This window comes from Pygmaiobacter massiliensis (genome assembly GCF_900199435.1).
GTDB classification, from domain to species: domain Bacteria; phylum Bacillota; class Clostridia; order Oscillospirales; family Ruminococcaceae; genus Pygmaiobacter; species Pygmaiobacter massiliensis.
The window spans coordinates 1-17,083 of sequence record NZ_OAML01000002.1 but is presented as its reverse complement, the minus strand read 5'-3'; the positions used below and the strand labels follow the sequence as shown (position 1 = coordinate 17,083).

General features: G+C 49.6%; 15 protein-coding genes, 1 tRNA gene and 1 other annotated feature. Of the genes, 5 read left to right on the top strand and 11 right to left on the bottom strand.

The window, feature by feature from the left end:
- Positions 1-64: 64 nt before the first annotated feature.
- From C1A11_RS00090 to C1A11_RS00060, 7 genes are all read right to left on the bottom strand, one after another.
- The gene (locus C1A11_RS00090) at positions 65-1,987 is read right to left on the bottom strand and encodes a bifunctional 4-hydroxy-3-methylbut-2-enyl diphosphate reductase/30S ribosomal protein S1 (RefSeq protein ID WP_102048400.1); all 1,923 of its coding nucleotides are present in this window, start codon (positions 1,985-1,987) and stop codon (positions 65-67) included.
- Between the two features lie 55 nt (positions 1,988-2,042).
- Positions 2,043-2,657, bottom strand: a complete 615-nt coding sequence (locus C1A11_RS00085) for a lysophospholipid acyltransferase family protein (RefSeq protein ID WP_102048399.1) — start codon at positions 2,655-2,657, stop codon at positions 2,043-2,045.
- 26 nt (positions 2,658-2,683) lie between these two features.
- Positions 2,684-3,352, bottom strand: a complete 669-nt coding sequence (gene cmk, locus C1A11_RS00080; RefSeq protein WP_102048398.1) for a (d)CMP kinase — start codon at positions 3,350-3,352, stop codon at positions 2,684-2,686.
- A gap of 80 nt (positions 3,353-3,432) precedes the next feature.
- Positions 3,433-4,653, bottom strand: coding sequence for a BaiN/RdsA family NAD(P)/FAD-dependent oxidoreductase (locus C1A11_RS00075; protein ID WP_102049192.1), 1,221 nt, complete (start codon positions 4,651-4,653; stop codon positions 3,433-3,435).
- 125 nt (positions 4,654-4,778) lie between these two features.
- Positions 4,779-5,351, bottom strand: a complete 573-nt coding sequence (locus C1A11_RS00070; protein WP_102048397.1) for a dipicolinate synthase subunit B — start codon at positions 5,349-5,351, stop codon at positions 4,779-4,781.
- The gene (locus tag C1A11_RS00065; RefSeq protein WP_102049191.1) at positions 5,351-6,139 is read right to left on the bottom strand and encodes an NAD(P)-dependent oxidoreductase; all 789 of its coding nucleotides are present in this window, start codon (positions 6,137-6,139) and stop codon (positions 5,351-5,353) included. Before C1A11_RS00065 ends, C1A11_RS00070 begins: the two co-directional genes overlap by 1 nt.
- A gap of 185 nt (positions 6,140-6,324) precedes the next feature.
- Positions 6,325-7,494 carry a CCA tRNA nucleotidyltransferase gene (locus C1A11_RS00060; protein ID WP_180950179.1) on the bottom strand — a complete coding sequence of 390 codons (1,170 nt, stop codon included), beginning with the start codon at positions 7,492-7,494 and terminating at the stop codon, positions 6,325-6,327.
- A 129-nt stretch (positions 7,495-7,623) separates the two neighbouring features.
- On the opposite strand from C1A11_RS00060, the gene murC reads away from it, so the two are divergent.
- The gene (gene murC, locus C1A11_RS00055; protein ID WP_102048395.1) at positions 7,624-8,997 is read left to right on the top strand and encodes a UDP-N-acetylmuramate--L-alanine ligase; all 1,374 of its coding nucleotides are present in this window, start codon (positions 7,624-7,626) and stop codon (positions 8,995-8,997) included.
- 51 nt (positions 8,998-9,048) lie between these two features.
- Here murC and C1A11_RS00050 read toward each other — a convergent pair whose 3' ends face one another.
- The 3 genes from C1A11_RS00050 to acpS form a co-directional block, all read right to left on the bottom strand.
- Positions 9,049-10,329 carry a M23 family metallopeptidase gene (locus tag C1A11_RS00050; RefSeq protein WP_102048394.1) on the bottom strand — a complete coding sequence of 427 codons (1,281 nt, stop codon included), beginning with the start codon at positions 10,327-10,329 and terminating at the stop codon, positions 9,049-9,051.
- 225 nt (positions 10,330-10,554) lie between these two features.
- Positions 10,555-10,914 (bottom strand): type II toxin-antitoxin system PemK/MazF family toxin, encoded by a 360-nt coding sequence (locus C1A11_RS00045; protein ID WP_102048393.1) that lies wholly within the window; start codon positions 10,912-10,914, stop codon positions 10,555-10,557.
- A 119-nt stretch (positions 10,915-11,033) separates the two neighbouring features.
- Positions 11,034-11,417 (bottom strand): holo-ACP synthase, encoded by a 384-nt coding sequence (gene acpS / locus C1A11_RS00040; protein WP_180950178.1) that lies wholly within the window; start codon positions 11,415-11,417, stop codon positions 11,034-11,036.
- A 120-nt stretch (positions 11,418-11,537) separates the two neighbouring features.
- Positions 11,538-11,772 (top strand) — a binding site (T-box leader).
- Positions 11,773-11,863: 91 nt separating this feature from the next.
- Here acpS and pheS point away from each other — a divergent pair.
- From pheS to C1A11_RS00020, 4 genes are all read left to right on the top strand, one after another.
- Positions 11,864-12,883, top strand: a complete 1,020-nt coding sequence (gene pheS, locus C1A11_RS00035; protein ID WP_102049190.1) for a phenylalanine--tRNA ligase subunit alpha — start codon at positions 11,864-11,866, stop codon at positions 12,881-12,883.
- 104 nt (positions 12,884-12,987) lie between these two features.
- Positions 12,988-15,399 carry a phenylalanine--tRNA ligase subunit beta gene (pheT, locus tag C1A11_RS00030; RefSeq protein WP_102048391.1) on the top strand — a complete coding sequence of 804 codons (2,412 nt, stop codon included), beginning with the start codon at positions 12,988-12,990 and terminating at the stop codon, positions 15,397-15,399.
- 100 nt (positions 15,400-15,499) lie between these two features.
- Entirely contained in the window at positions 15,500-15,745 is a 246-nt protein-coding gene (locus C1A11_RS00025) for an IreB family regulatory phosphoprotein (RefSeq protein WP_102048390.1), read from the top strand.
- Between the two features lie 263 nt (positions 15,746-16,008).
- Positions 16,009-16,296: a hypothetical protein gene (locus C1A11_RS00020; protein WP_102048389.1), complete on the top strand. Its 288-nt coding sequence runs from the start codon at positions 16,009-16,011 to the stop codon at positions 16,294-16,296.
- Between the two features lie 665 nt (positions 16,297-16,961).
- Here C1A11_RS00020 and C1A11_RS00015 read toward each other — a convergent pair.
- Positions 16,962-17,036, bottom strand: a tRNA-Glu gene (locus C1A11_RS00015).
- Between the last annotated feature and the right edge of the window lie 47 nt (positions 17,037-17,083).

Genomic DNA, 17,083 nt, shown 5'->3' with positions numbered 1-17,083 from the left:
AAAGAAAAAGCGCAAAGCTCACTTAACGTGAACTTTGCGCTTTGCTTTTGTTGAACCAAAGAGATTATTCAGCAGTCTCTTCGTCAGCACCGTTGAGCAGAGCCTTCATGGAAAGGCCAACGCGGTGTTTGTCAAAATCAGCCTCGATGAGTTTGACTTCGACTTCGTCGCCAACGTTCAGGACGTCGGTAACTTTCTCAACGCGATCGTTGGAGATCTCGCTGATGTGAACCAGGCCGTCAATGCCCGGCAGAATGCGGACAAATGCACCAAACTTGGTGGTGGAAACGACCGAAGCACGGAAAACAGAGCCAACCGGGAACTCGTTTTTCAGGCGCTCCCAGGGGTTATCTTCGCTCTTTTTGTAACCGAGGGAAACCTTCTGGTTCTCGGTGTCGAGGCTCTTGATGTAGACCTCGATGGTATCGCCGACTTTCAGCACTTCGCTCGGGTGCTTAATGCGATCCCAAGAAAGCTCAGAAATGTGAACCAGGCCATCAACGCCGCCGACATCGACGAATGCGCCGTAATCGGTCAGGTTTTTGACAACGCCCTCGTAGTGCTTGCCAACCTCTGCCTCGCTCCAGAAAGCATCTTTCGCAGCTGCGACTTTTTCAGCCAGGACAGCGCGGATGGAGCCAATGACACGACGGCCGTTGCACTCGATGATGCGGATGTTTGCTTTGGTTTTGACAAGCTGGCTCAGGTCTTCGCCACGACGCAGAGATGCCTGAGAAGCGGGGATGAACACTTTGATGCCCTTGACAAAGCCAACCAGGCCGCCTTTGACAGCCTCGGTGATATTGGCTTCGAGTACGGTGCCTTCTTCAGCAGCTTTTTCAAGCTCCTCAGCGCCTGCACGTGCCTCGAAACGCTTTTTGGAGAGCGCGACAGTGCCTTCCTGATCGTTAACCTTAACGACCACGAGTTCCAGCTCGTCGCCCTTCTTCACCGCCTCTTCAAGTTTTACGCTGGGATCATCCGACCACTCGGATGATGCCACAAAGCCAGTCTGCTTTGTGCCAATGTCCACGGTAACCTCGCTCGGTGATACTCCGGTGACTACACCTGTCACTACTTTGCCGTTGAAGACGGGCTTCATGGACTGTTCAATCATTTCCGCGAAGCTCAATTCTTCGTTCTGTACTGTCTCGCTCATTTTGTTAAGTACCTCCTCAATTATAGACGATGGCGTGGATGCACCAGCTGTTACACCCGCACAGCGAACATCTGCAAAATCTTCAGCAGAAAGTTCTGCTGCGGTTTCAACCGCAATGGTTTTGCAATGGTTGCCTGCGACCTTTACCAGCTTTTGGGTGTTAGAAGAATCTCGTCCACCAATTACGACCATAAGGTCGCATTTATGCGCAAGTTCCTCTGTCTCCTGCTGCCTCGCCCACGTTGCATTACATATTGTATCAAAAACCTTGGGATTTGTATAGAGTTTTTTTATAAACTTTACGCTTTCTAACCATTTTGTAATCTGAAAAGTGGTCTGTGCGACGACATAGACGCTTTTTTTGACATTTTCCGGGCCAGAAAATGCCTCCAGTTCCATTAAATCACTAAAAACAAAAACTTCGCCGCGCGTATGTCCCACAATTCCCTGCACTTCGGGGTGAGATTTATCGCCTGCAATTAAGAGTAATGCGCCGTTTTCGCCGGCCTCTTTTGCAATGCGCTGAATTTTTGCGACGAAGGGACAAGTAGCATCATGCACCGTAAGTCCTTTGGCTGCAAGTGCATCGTAAGTCTTCTCATCTACGCCATGACTGCGAATCACTACCTCATAGCCAGATGGCAACTCTTCCATCGAATGTGCCGTGACCACGCCTTTTTGCTCAAGCCGCGCTACGCACTGCGGGTTGTGAATCAGCGGCCCCAGCGTTGCTACCTTATGCCCTGCGTCAGCGAGCGAATCGGTCAATTTTACTGCACGATCTACGCCAAAACAAAAGCCGGCAGTCTTTGCTTTCACAATTTCCATTTTTCGCTCAATTTCTCCTTCTAATCATGGAAAATAAAACCATTTTTAATTTTTGTCACACATAACGCAAATTTTCTGCTAAAAGCTGCTCGTAACGCTCGATTAACAGCGCTTTTGCTTCGCGCAGTTTGCTTGCTGCGTGCTCGCCACCAAGGCCTAAGCTTTCAATCGAAATCGGCTTGCCGTAAACCACGGTTACAGTGCCGAACAGATGCATTTTGCCGCCTTTGTAGATAATGCGGCAAGGGATAATGTCCGCATGGGCAGCTTCGGCCACTACAAACGCGCCGCTTTTGAGTTTTTGCAGCTCGCCCGTTTTCGAGCGGGTGCCTTCCGGAAAAATCAGCATGCCGCGTCCGCTCTGCACCGAAGCAATTGCGTCATTCAGCAAGCCTTTATCACCTTTGCCGCGTTCTACCGGAAAAACGCCTACATTGCGAAAAAACCAAGCGAAAAATGGGTTGCGAAAAAGTTCCTCTTTTGCCATTACCCACATCGGTTTGCCCCAAAAGCGAGAAAGTACCACAAATACAGGATCCAATGCACTCAGATGATTAGGGCAAAGGACAAAACCGCGATCTGTGATAAGATTTTCTCTGCCGACAGTGCGAATGCGGAATGGGATATGAAAAATAATCCATGCCAAACAGATAATGATATAGTAGAACATCGTCCAGCCTTCCTTCTCTCTGGATGTTATTTCGGGAGTCGACTTGCAATTACATCATAAAGTTTATGATAGGAGGCCTCGAAATCATCTCCGCTGCTGTCCACTAAAATTGCGTCCTCTGCCTGTTTTAATGGAGCCACAGCGCGGTTCATATCGTTTGCATCCCGCTCGCGAATATCTGCAAGCACTTCCTCATATGGCACATTTTGGCCTTTTTGCTGAAGCTCGCGGGTACGGCGCTGCGCGCGCACCTCAGGCGAAGCGGTAAGGAAAATTTTAATCTGCGCGTTCGGCAGAATCACCGTACCAATATCCCGGCCATCCATAATAATATTGTTTTTACGGGCCAGTTCACGTTGAGTTTCAGTCAAAAACTCGCGCACCGAAGGAAGGGCCGCCACATGGCTTGCCGCCATCGAAACTTCTTCTCTACGAATCGCGTCTGAAACATCTTCTCCGCACAAAAATACGTGCTGTGTGCCATCAATATAACGCAAATCGAGCACAATATCCGGCAAACAGCTGACCACGGCGGCTTTGTCCTGTGTATCTTTGCCTGCACGCAGTACGGCAAGGCCAATGCTGCGGTAAAGTGCACCCGTATCGACATAGAGGTAGCCCATCTCTTGCGCAAGGCGCTTGGCGAGCGTGCTTTTTCCAGCCCCGGAAGGCCCGTCGATTGCAATCGAAATCATAGATGTCATTCCTTTCTGAATTGCTCTGCTTTTCTGCCGCAGAGCACGCTGTTTTTATTCTTTTCAGAAATCTTAAAGCGCTATTCCCCCGCTGCCTGCCCTGCGGCATAGCCGGTGGCAAATGCCAGCTGCAGGTTATACCCGCCAGTGTAGGCGTCCACATCAAGGACTTCGCCTGCAAAGTACAGGCCCTGTACCAGCTTTGATTCCATCGTTTTCGGGTTGACTTCTTTTACCGATACTCCGCCCGCCGTAATGACAGCATGCTCCACAATATCTTTGCCCGCAAGGCGCAGCGTGAAATCTTTGAGCAATGATACAAGGCTCAATTTTTCTTCGCGGGTAATTTGGTTGGTGCGCTTGTCCGGGTCTATTCCCCAGCGCGCCACAATTACCGGCACCATGCTGGAGGGCAGCAAGTCTGAAATGCTGTTGCGCGCTTCTCTGTTTGAGTATTTTTCAAAGTCACGCGTAATGCGGGTATAAAGCACTTCTTCTGTAAGCGCAGGTTTCAGATCAATCGAAAGCTCGTACTCGTCAATATCAGCATCATCAATAAAAGCGCTTGCCGATAGCACCAGCGGCCCGGTAACACCAAAGTGTGTAAACATCATTTCGCCCTGTTCCGAAAATACCTTTTTGCCTTTTTTGCGTACCAGAAGATTCACGTTACGCAGCGAAAGGCCAGTCATTTTTCGGCAGGTGTTGCCTTTTTCGACCAGCGGCACAAGGCTGGCGCGAGGAGGCACCACGGTGTGGCCCAGCCTTTCAGCAAAGCGATACCCGTCACCGGTCGAGCCTGTGACAGGGTAAGATAGTCCGCCGGTGGCGATAATGACAGCATCAGCCTGCAAAAAGGCCCCGTCTGCAAGTTTCACGCCGGTAACTGCGCCATTTTCTGCGGTTACCTCGGTAACATCGCCAGACACAATGCGGCATCCTTTTGCATAGTGCGCAAGCGCATCTGCAATATCTACTGCACGGTCGCTCACCGGGAATACTCTGCGTCCGCGCTCGGTTTTTAAGGGCACCCCGAGCGATTCGAACAGCTCCATCGTGGCAGCAGGCGGAAACGCATGCAGTGCCGAAAATAAAAATTTCGGATTGCTCCGGGTGTTTTTCATAATAGTTGCAGCGTCACAGTTGTTGGTTACATTGCATCGCCCTTTGCCGGTAATCAGTACCTTGCGGCAAGTTGCTTTGCTGTGCTCCACAACTGTAACAGCCTGTCCGCGCCGCGCCGCCGTTCCCGCTGCGAGCATTCCTGCGGCACCGCCGCCAACAATAACAATTTGAGCCATAGCAATCATTTTCCAATCTGTTCTATTTTAAGCCCAGCGGGCAGACCGATATGTCTGCCCGCTGGGCTATTATTCTTCGTTATTGTACCGCATTTGAGGGCATTTCGCAATCTTTTCGTAAATGATTAAAAATATACAGGCTCTGCCTGCCGCCCATGCAGCGCAAGCTCTATTGTGTCCGAAAGCTGGTCAAAATCCGCCACCAACGAGGTGGGTTTGCGAATCGGATCGTCTTGATACATCGGCACAAAATAAATATTTTTGGTATTCATCAGCCTGCCGATATTCTGCGCACTGGCGCCCAGTGCGTCATTGGTGCACACAGCAAGTACAATGGGCCGACCAATGCGCAAATGGCTCTTGCAGGCCATCGTAATCGGTGTATCGGTAATGCCGAGCGCAAGCTTTGCCAGTGTGTTGCCCGTGCAGGGCGCCACCACCAATACATCGCATAATTTCTGCGGGCCAATGGGCTCTGCGGCCTGAATCGTATCGATGATAGGCGCGTCGCCGAGAGCGGTTAACCGATTGCGAAAATCCTCCGCTTTGCCAAACTTGGTATCCATCGATGCTGCGTTAAAAGACATCGCTGGCAAAATGCGTGCACCCTCGTTTTTTATTTTAGCAAGTGCGGCAAGGCTTTTTTCAAACGTGCAAAAGCTGCCGCACATCCCGTAAACAATGGTGGTTCCCTTCATTAAATGTTGCCCCTCTCTTCTATGATTTGCAATACTGTCTGGGCTACAAACTGCCCTGCCGTTACCGGCGCGCTGCGGGTAGGCAAACTAAGCGCCCATACCGCGCGCACTTCTGCCGTGCCCGCTGCCGCAAGGTCAATACCGCCCGGCGCGGAGGCAAGATCCAGCAAAAATGCCGTTTTAGACATCTCTTCAATCATTTCGCGCGTAATCATACGTGTCGGCACTGTGTTGATGACAACATCAGCCTTGACGCATTCTCCGGCAAGCTCGGTAACATCCACCGCGCGATAGCCCATCGCTTCTGCCAGCGCCCGGTCGCCCGGTTTGCGGGCAGCCACAGTTACATACGCCCCAAGCGCAAGCAGCTTGTGCGCAAGCAGTTTGGCAATGCGGCCAAACCCGGTAATAAGTATTTTGGAATGCCACAGAGTAACGCTGCGCTCTCGCAGCAGAATTTCGATGGCTCCCTCACAGGTGGGGATCGCATTGGATACGGCGAGCTCCTCCCGTTTCAGATAGTCAATCAACTCCACATTTGCTTCTTGCGCGACCCCGGCCGCCTCTTCGCTGACTCTGCCAGCAAACGCAATTGCTCCCTTTTTGGCTGCCTTGAGCAAACGCGTCAGTTCTGCACGTTCTGCAGAAAGTGGCATTGGCAGTAAAATATAGTCGGCCAGGGAAATCTTTTCGGCATCATAAACCTGATATCCTTTGGTGCGAAGCGCGGCTGCAGCTGCCTGCTGCCTTCCATCGCCCCCGATGACTGCGAAACTTTTCTCTTGCACAAAAACACCCCCGACCCTCACAGGCACATCGTTTGCCTTATGATATGTGAAGGCAAATCAATCTGTGAGAAAGAAAACAGCCTGTCGCGGCATTTCGTCGCGGCAGGCTGCTATTTTTAAGGTAAAAAGCTTGTCTATTTCCGTTTTTCGTGTTTTTTCGATGTGGTACAATCTTGTTCGACTGCTTATGCGAGTTTCGTCAATTGTTTTGCAAGCCCCAGCAATTTCTGTGGCTCGTTTAGTTGGGGTGCGGCAATCACTGCGTCCAAAAGCAGTTCCAGCACCCGGCCGATCTCTGCACCTCGCAGGCCAAATGCCATTAAGGCACCTCCACTTACAGCAAGCATTTCTTTCGTGTAAGGCTCTTTACTGGCCTTGAGTGTGTCATATAAAGTACGGCGCGGCTGCCAGGCTAAATCAAAACTGCAAAAGGCTTCATACAGTTCTTCTGCGGGTAGCGGCAAGCCCCCACGTAGCTGGCGCTTGAGTCCAGTAAGGTCTTTTGGTGCAACGCTATGGTAAAAGGCGTCTACCGCAGCAAGGTCGCGATAAAACGCGGCGGAAAAGCCCAGCGACTGCACCATGTGCATCAGCTGGCTGCCGGTGAGATGGGCAAGCCCCCACCACCGTATCAGCATCCCTTGGGGCAGACTGTCCAGCGAAAGTGTGCAGCGCGGCGCGTTTATCGAAAAAGCATCCAATCCGTTTGCCAGCAGCAATGGCAGCACTGCATCCGGATGGCTGCCCAGCATTAGTTTTTGCAGCTCCTCCCGCACCCGCTCCATGGGCAACATTGCCAGCGCCTGTGCGTGCAGCTGGGCTGCGGCGGCAGTGCTTTCTTCTATCTCAAAACCCAGTACCGAGGCAAAACGATAAAGTCTTAAGATGCGCAGTGCATCTTCTGCAAAACGCTGCGCCGGGTCTCCCACACAGCGCAGCAAACCTGCTTCGATATCAGCTGCGCCGCCAAATGGGTCTACGAGCTGCTCACCGTCATAGGCGATAGCATTCACCGTAAAGTCGCGGCGGGCAAGGTCTTCTTCTATCGTTTGGGCTCGTTCCACCTGTTCCGGGTGGCGGTGGTCGATATAGGCACCGTCTTTGCGATAAGGGGTAACTTCGTAGCTTCGCCCCGCAACGGGCACACTCACCGTACCGCAGACACCCCCAATGCATTTTGCGCAGGGAAACAGAGCCAGCAGCGTTTCGGTGCTGGCAGAGCACGCCATATCAAAATCTCCTGCCGGTACACCGCGCAGCAAATCTCGCACGGCGCCGCCCACCAGATAACCGCTTTCTCCTGCATTATGCAGCGTTTGCAAAATAAAGCGCGCGCCATCATCGAGATAAATCAACGTCATTCCTCCTGTTTTGTCGCTTTTCGACCATTCTGGCAGCAAAATTTTTACCGAGCTGTTTAATTTAATGTAGTTTCATTATATAATGTGTATGGATTGGAAAACAAGGGGTAAAGGAGTACCGATATGAATATCCTTGACGAACAGTTATTGAAGAACAAAAAACACCTGCATTTTGTCGGCATTGGCGGCAGTGGCATGTTTCCTATCGTGCAGATTCTGCACGCAGCGGGTTACACCATCACCGGCAGTGACGTATTGCCCGGCGACATCATTAATTATGAACGCGCGATGGGCATAGATGTAAAAATTCCTCATGCAGCGGAAAACGTGGACGGCGCAGACCTTTTGGTGTATACCGCAGCAATTTTGCCCGGCAACCCAGAGATTGCGCGTGCCCAGGAGCTTGGCATTCCCGCAGTAGAGCGCAGTGTCATGCTTGGCTATGTGCAGCGGCTTTATGCGCACTCTATCTGCATTGCAGGCACCCATGGTAAAACCACAACTACCGGCATGACCACCCAGATTCTTGAGATGGCAGGCAAAGACCCCGCGGCCGTCATCGGTGGTAAACTGCCGCTGATCAAGGGCTATGGCAAATCCGGCAAAGGCGAAAACATCGTCGTAGAAAGCTGCGAATTTGCGAATACCTTTTTGCACCTTACACCTTACACCAGTGTCATTTTGAACATTGATGATGACCATCTCGAGTTTTTTGGCTCGATGGAAAATCTCAAAGCCAGTTTCCGCAAATTTGCAGATTTGACCGAGCACCGCATCATCGCGAATGGCGATGATGCAAACACCATGGAGGCCCTTGCAGGTATTCACTGCGAAGTGGTCACCTTCGGCTTCGGCGAAGGTTGCGATTATGTGGCAAAGAACGTGCACATGGCCCGCCCCGCTTTTTATGCTTTTGAGGTTTGGCACAAAGACGCAAAGCTTGGCGAAGTAGAACTTTCTGTGCCGGGCAAACACAACGTTTACAATGCACTGGCTGCTTTTGTTGCTTCTACCCTTGCAGGTGCTACCCCAGAGGAAGCCGCTGCCGGACTAAAAGCTTTTAAAGGAACCGGACGCCGTTTTGAAGTGCTGGGATATACCGCTGCCGGTGCTACTGTGGCGGACGATTACGCACATCACCCGACCGAACTGCAAGCAACCCTCTCTGCGGCAAAGCAGATGGGCTTCCAGCGCGTATTTGCAGTGTTCCAGCCGTTTACCTACTCTCGCACCAAAATGCTGCTGAACGACTTTGCAAAGGTGCTGCCGATTGCTGACCAGGTGGTTATGACCGAAATCCTCGGCAGCCGCGAAACCAACGACAAGTATAATATCTACACCGCAGACCTTGCTGCGCAGATTCCCGGCAGCGTTTGGTACCCCGGTTTCGACGGCGTTGTCGGATATATCAACGAGCACGCAGGCCCGCATGACCTTGTCATTACGCTTGGCTGCGGAGATATCTATAAAGCCGCAAAAATGATGATTGTAAAATAAAAAGCAAAAGAGCCTTCTGCCGATTATGCAGAAGGCTCTTTTTTATTAAGGTTAGCGATATAAGGCGCTGTCACCTTTCATCAACCGCACCGGGTCGACGGTTTTATTTCCGATACGAACTTCATAGTGCAACGTCGCTTTCGGTGCAAGGGCGCCAATCTGCTGCCCTTTTGTCACTGCGCTGCCGGTGGAAACATCCACCGAGCTAAGATGGAACAAAAAGCTCTTAAGGCCGCCTCCATGCTCGAGCACGATGGTTTTACCAGTCAATCCAAGTTCTCCTGCAAATACCACTTTGCCTGCGTTAGGGGCAACCACAGCGGCTGCGTTGGTCGCACTGCCTTCGGTCGCATCCGGTGCCGTATAATCTGCGCCGCCATGCCGAATGGACGTGGAGGCCCCTGGCAGCATACTGCCTGTACCATATCCAAAGCTGACGTTAACGCCGGGCAGCGGAGCGATAAATACGCCATCCCATAGTTTTTCCGCTGACATTTGCTGATACAAAGGCCAGATAGCGCTGCGGAACTGCTCGGTCGAAGCCGGGCTGCTGTCGCCCGCTGCATCCGGCAGCTGTGAAGCATCCGCCACATTGATTTTGGAATAAGTGAGATATTCTACCGTCAGCGGCAGCTCATAGGTCTGCCCATTCAGAGTAACCGTAATCGTATACTTGCCGGTTTCCTGAATATATGAAATTGGCAAATAGGCGGTATAATCGCCATTTACTTGAATAAAGTTCAGGCGAGTGCCATCAGAAAGTACTGCTGAAGGTTGCGTGTTATCCAAATTATTTGCCACCCGCACCATCACAATATCCCCCTGTTTTGCTGTAGATGGGGTTGAAGTAACACTAAGTTCTACCGAAACGCGCACCTGAAATTCATAGCTTGCGCTGCCATAAGCACGCGGGCGCTCGTTTTCCGCTGCCGGTGCAAATTTTTGTACCACTTTATAATCATAGGTGCCATTGGCAGGAAAACGAAACACTTCATATTCTCCCAAGCTGCCCTCAAACACCGTCTGATTTTCTTTTATAATGGCCACAGTTGTTTCTATCGCTGCCGCATCGGTAGTAATTGGGATATGCCGCTCCTCTGTTTCAATCAGCACAGGCTGTCGGTCAATGGCGCGGGCATCCTGCTTAAACAGCACGCCTCCCAGCACCGGCACCTGATAATCACAACCGGATGCTTCTATCGCCTGTCCGTTTGCGGTAATCTGCGGCAGTACCTCTATTTGGGCGCCGCTGTAAAAATACCACACAGTGCCCCCCAGCAGCGCAGCGATGCCCAGTAGCACCATCAACAGCCACAGTAAAAATTTCTTCATAGCACACCTCGCTTTAAAAGATGCATTTTTGCTTTTTCGACAGTATAACACATTTTTTGTAAGCTGTAAAAGAGGCGCATCTTTTCCCTTTGTTTGCAGGGTTGGTGCAAAAGCCTATTTTTACCATGTGGTATTCACGCTTTAACATTGCGCTAAACAACAAAAGCCGAAAGCATTTTGCTTTCGGCTTTTTATCATCTTATTTTACTTTGACACAAAACTATTTTAAAAGGTCGAAAGGCCAAGGCTGACGTTAAGTGCCTGATCGACCCGCTGCTGGTCTTGCTCGTCAATACGGCCGGTGCGCTCATGCAACCGTCGTTTATCTAATGTACGTACCTGTTCCAGCAGCACTATGCTGTCTTTGGGTAATCCGCAGGTATCTCCCCGAATACCGATATGTGTCGGCATTGCATTTTTATCCTGCCGTGAAGTGATAGCTGCTGCAATCACCGTCGGGCTGTATTTGTTGCCCACATCGTTTTGCAGGATAAGTACCGGTCTTGTGCCGCCCTGCTCACTGCCGACAACGGGGGAAAGATCTGCATAAAAAACCTCTCCTCGTTTCACATCCTTGATATCCATTCCTGGTGCGGTCCTCCTTTGGCTTACGTGCTTTGCACGTTATTTTAGCTTCCGGAAATATTTTGTGCGCGCACGCAGGGTTTTAATCATTCCAATTACAGGAGAATCGTTTTTTTGTTTTATTCGCCGCGAAATTCCATCTCTGGCTGCAATAAAATCATAGCAAAGGCCATTCCGTTTTCATGCGAAAGCGAAACCTCTGCTGCCAGCCCCACCGAACGCAGCTTCTCTTTTAAAATACCGGTAAACTCAAAATAGGGCTCTCCGGAATCTCGGCGCAGCACCGCAGCTTCTCGCAAATCAAAGCCAAAAATGCCGCAAGCTAAAGCTTTTGAGAGTGCTTCTTTTGCGGCAAAATTTGCAGCAATGGTTTCTGGCTTATTGCCGCGGCTTTCAAAAAGTGCCAGCTCGCTGGGGGCAAACTGACGCTCTAAAAAATGCTGGTTGCGGATGCTTTTTTCGATGCGCGAAACGGTCACCGCATCAAAACCGATATTGATCATGTTGGACTTTCCTTTCCGTTTGCAAGCCATATGTTTGGCAGCTTGCAGGATATTTGCTTTATTGTACCATACTCAAGGCAAAAATGCTTGCGCTTGTTTTCAAAACGTGTTAGAATATCCATAAACTCGCAGAATGAGAGAGTATGTGCAAAAGGGCTTTTTAGAGAGCAGCGTCACCGGCTGAAAGCGTTGCAGGCAGATATGCATCAGAAGTTCACTCAGGAGAGGTTTGGCTGAAGGTTTGTTCTTGTAGGTCAAAACGGTTTGCCTCGTTATTCGGCAGTAAAGTGTCTGCTGTTTTTTTTAATGGCGGAAAGCTGGGTGGTACCGCGGAGTTTACAGCTTCGCCCCTGTTTGTTCGGGGGCGAAGCTTTTTTTGTCCCTCACTTTTCTTTGCGGGCGATGCCCCGCACAACACATTTTTTCTATGAGGTGAATGTAACATGATGAAACAAGCATTGGAGACTATTCGCACCAATGCCGAAGAGCTGCTGAAAAAAGCAGACAGCGAAGCTGCGCTGGAAGAGCTGCGCGTTCGCTTTCTTGGCAAAAAGGGCGAGTTAACTGCCATTTTAAAGCAGATGGGCAGCCTTTCTAATGAAGAGCGCCCCGTCATGGGCGCTTTGGCAAACGAGATTCGCACCGCATTGGATACTGAAATTCGTGCTCGCAGCAAAGAGCTTGCTGATGCACTTATGGAAGCACGCCTGGTTGCAGAGTCCATCGACGTTACCCTGCCCGGCGCTAAAGTGGCACAGGGTAAACGACATCCGTTCCAGCAGGTATTGGATGAGATGAAAGAAATCTTCCTCGGCATGGGATTTGAAATCAAAGCAGGTCCGGAAATTGAGCTCGACCATTATAATTTCGAAATGCTCAACATGCCTAAAAGCCACCCTGCTCGCGACACGCAAGATACCTTCTATATTACCGAGAATATGCTGCTTCGCACTCAGACGAGCCCGATGCAAATTCGCACCATGGAGATTCAAAAGCCTCCCATTCGCATCATTTGCCCGGGTCGCGTTTACCGCAGCGATGCCGTAGATGCTACCCACTCTCCCCTGTTCCATCAGATTGAAGGCTTGGTAGTCGACAAGGGAATTACCTTTACCGATTTAAAAGGCACTCTCGAAGCCTTTATCAAAAAGCTCTATGGCGAAAACACCCGCGTGCGTTTCCGCCCGCATCACTTCCCCTACACTGAGCCTTCTGCCGAGATGGATATGAGCTGCTTTAAATGCGGTGGCAAAGGTTGCAGCCTCTGCAAAGGCGAAGGCTGGATTGAAATTCTGGGCTGCGGCATGGTTCATCCCAAAGTGCTGGAAAACTGCGGTATCGACTCAGAAGAGTTCAGCGGTTTCGCCTTTGGCATTGGCCTTGAGCGCATTGCAATGATGCGTTATGGCATCGACGATATGCGTCTGCTGTACGAAAACGATCTGCGCTTCCTGCGCCAGTTTTAATTCTATTTTTCAAAAACTGCTTTTGTGAAACACCATAAATTTTCACACTATGTAAAGCAGGCATACTTTACCTTAAATAAATTCCCCTGAAAGGAAGATTATATATGAAATTACCTCTCGGCTGGGTGCGCGACTTCGCAGATATCGTTACGACGCCCCATGAATATGCAGAACGTATGACAATGAGCGGCAGCAAGGTAGAAGGCTTCGAGTGTGAGGCTGACGGAATCAAAAACGTCGTCATCGGTAAAATTCTTTCCCTTGAAAAACATCCCGATTCAGATCATCTCTGGGTTTGCAGTGTTGATATTGGCGAGGCGGACCCCATCGTTATCGTCACCGGTGCGCAGAATCTTAAAGTGGGCGACCTTTGCCCCGCTGCACTGGATGGCAGCACCCTTCCCGGCGGCATCAAAATTCGTCGTGGCAAACTGCGCGGTGTAGAAAGCAACGGCATGCTGTGCAGCCTTGGCGAGCTGAGCCTAACCGTACACGATTTCCCGAATGCCATCGAAGACGGCATCATGGTTTTGGACGAAGAATGGCCCACCGGTACCGATGCCGTGCATGCACTCGGTCTTGACGATGTTTCGGTCGAATTTGAAATCACCCCTAACCGGCCCGACTGTCTTTCTATCCGTGGCTTGGCACGCGAATCCGCTGCTACCTATGGTGTGGAATTCAAAGACCATACTCCGGAAGCCCCCCGTGGCGAGGGCGATATTCAGGAGATGCTTAAGGTTGATATTTCCGCTCCGGTTTGCAGCCGTTACGTTGCTGCTATGGTTACCAACGTGCGCGTTGCACCCAGCCCCCGCTGGCTACGCGAGCGTCTGCGTCTGTGCGGCGTTCGCCCCATCAATAACATCGTTGATATTACCAACTACGTCATGCTGGAATACGGCCACCCGATGCATGCTTTTGATTATGCTTATGTTGGAGGCAAGTCGATTCAGGTTCGCATGGCCACAGAGGACGAGAAAATTGTTACTCTGGACGGCGTAGAGCGTGCCCTGACCACAGACATGATGGTCATTGCAGACGATAAGGTGCCGATGGCCGTTGCCGGCGTTATGGGTGGCGAATTCTCCGGCATCTATGACACCACCAAAACCATCGTATTTGAAGGTGCTTGCTTCGACGGTCCTTCGGTTCGCGTCACTGCAAAAAAGCTGGGTATGCGCACTGAGGCAAGCGGTCGCTTTGAAAAAGGTCTCAACCCCGCCAATTGCCTGCCCGCTATCTACCGTGCACTCGAGCTGGTAAAAGAGCTGGACGCGGGCGACATCATCGGTGGCGTTATCGACGTTTATCCCCAGCCCCGTCTGCCGCGCGAAATTCCGCTGCGTCCTGATGCTATCAACAAATTACTGGGCACCGATGTTTCGGTGGAAGAAATGATTAATATTCTCGAACCGCTCGGCTTTGAAGTAGAGAAAAAAGCACTGGCTGGACTGTTTGACAAAGAGCATGCGTACACTGTTATTGTGCCGCCCGAGCGCTACGACGTTGCTCGGGACTGCGACCTCGCCGAAGAGGTCTGCCGTTATGTAGGCTACAACAAAGTGCCCAGCACCATCATGCACGGTACGGCTACGGCTCGTCCTTCCGAGCGTCAGATTTTCCATGATAAGATGATTCAGGCACTGGTGGGCTATGGCCTGTATGAATGCGAAACGTTCAGTTTCTACGGCAAAAAAGCCTGGGACAACATCACCCTCCCTGAGACCCCCCCTCTGCGCCGCGCTGTGGTCATTCCCACCCCCCTCGGTGAAGATCCCTCTATTATGCGTCCCACCGCCGTACCGAGCCTGCTCGACGTCGTAGCGCGCAACTATAACGCTCGCGTAGAAGAAGTGGCGGTTTTTGAGAATGCAACGGAATATATTTCCGCCGAAAATCCGGAAGAGCTGCCTACTGAAAATGAAAAGTTCATTCTTGCAATGTATGGCGAAGGCCACGATTATCTCGCTTTGAAAGGTATTGTGGAGCAACTGCTTGCAAGTGCTGGCATCAAAAACGCTGCATTTGTGCGCAACACAGATGGAACCACCTACCATCCGGGCCGCACTGCTGACATTATGCTGGGCGATGTAAAACTCGGCTGCATCGGTGAACTGCACCCGAAAGTTCTCGCCAACTATGGCATTAAACCGCGTACTTGCGTTGCGGATATTTCGTTTGACCTGCTGTTTGAGCACCGCGGCGGCACCCCCGAGTTCAAGCCTTTGCCGAAACATCCTGCAATGACGCGTGACTTGGCCCTCGTTTGCGAGGAAGAAGTAGCTGCTGCAGATATTGCTGCCCGCATCCAAAAAGGCGCCGGCAAACTGCTCGAAAGCTTGACTCTCTTTGATATCTATCGTGGCGAAAACTTGGGCACCGGCAAAAAGAGCCTTGCTTACAAGCTTGTACTGCGTACTGCTGAAAGAACCCTCACCGACGAGGAAGCCGATAACGCGGTAAAAAAAGTGCTTAAAAATCTGGAAGAAATTAATGTAGTGCTGCGTAGCTAAAAACATATTTCCTCCTCGTTAAGTTTTGGCTTTTCCCCTTGCAAAAATATGCGGATGACAGTATAATAAAAGACAAGCGAAGCGATAAGGAGGGGACTTCATGAGCGAACCGACAACTATTTTTTCGATTAATCGAGACAAAGATACAGAAATCCGCGAAACACTCACGGAAGTGTATGATGCCTTGAAACAGAAAGGGTACAATCCAGTAAATCAGCTGGTTGGATATATTCTTTCCGAAGACCCTACCTACATCACAACTTTTGATGGCGCTCGCAATAAAATCCGCAAAATAGATCGAGACGATTTATTGCAAGCACTGCTCAAAAATTTTCTTGATGTATAAAACAAAAACCGGGTGGTATCTGTACCTCCCGGTTTTCTTTTTTAGCCCCTACCAATTACCAAACAAAAATGGCAAGCGTAAAATATTCCTATTTTTTCTGTATAAATAGTTTAGCCCGTCCAAGGCTAAACTTATGGTTTTATTTTACACATGGTCTGTTCTAACAAAACACTCGAACACCAGGCGCGCTTGTAATCGATTGCTTTTTATGTTACAATTAATTATCATATATATACAATAAAACAACACGGAGGATGGAAGTTATGGCTTATAATGCGCCTTTGACATACAAAGGGCGGCCTTTGTTGAGATGCAAAAATGAACTTTATTACGGCATGCCGGAAGGAAAAGCTGTTGTTTTTATGCAGATCCTTACCACGAAACAGGAAGTAGGCGAGGAGGTCGCAGATCGCGTCCACCTGATGTTGCTTTCTACCGACACCTCTCTGTCTCCTAAAGATCGTATCTTAAAGCAATCCGATAAGAACGGTCTTTATAATGCATTAGATTTTGCCGCTATCATGCTCGAAAAACATGAGGCTTCTCACTAATTATTTTCCAGCCAGCAGCTTTTAAAGTTGCTGGCTGATTTTTTGTCTTTTGGTGATTTACCTTTTTAAATGAATTTTAAGAGAATTATTCTCCCCCATCTACAAATTTTACATCAAAACAAATTCATCGCACTCTTATTCTAAAGCTTAGCACTCTATTATTATATTGCATCTGATAAATTGCCATGGCTTTATTTTTCATGCATTCTTTTACTAATAGCAACATATTCAGATTGCAGCGTGTAAAAGTTAATGCATCTTCAAGGAAATCCTAACATGTATTAATCACCCTATAAAAAACAGGATCTTGAATAAAAAATAATTTACATTGATATACATATTAGACAATATTTTCCAAAATGCTAAAATCATAAATTTACAGCTCGGCGGGAATGAAAAATTTTATCTATCATTGCTAATTAAAATCATTTTTCCTGTCTTTCTCTTTGAATCATTTGCTCATATCGCCATCATATGCCTAGATTTTTCAATTTCTTTTTATCGTATATGAGGCCTTTTTCCTAATGCAAACTTTCACTGAAATATTTTTACGGCTTGTATTTAAATCAATAATTTTAAGCATCCCGTTTTTAATTTCTTGCATCACACACCATCCATGGCCAAAAACAAAGAAAAAAGCTTCTGTACAATCGTACAGAAGCTTTTGGTGACCCGTGGGAGAATCGAACTCCCGTTTGCGGCGTGAGAGGCCGCCGTCTTGACCGCTTGACCAACGGGCCATAAAAAAGAAAAAGAGCCGGCACCTACCTATCCTCCCGGGTCGTCT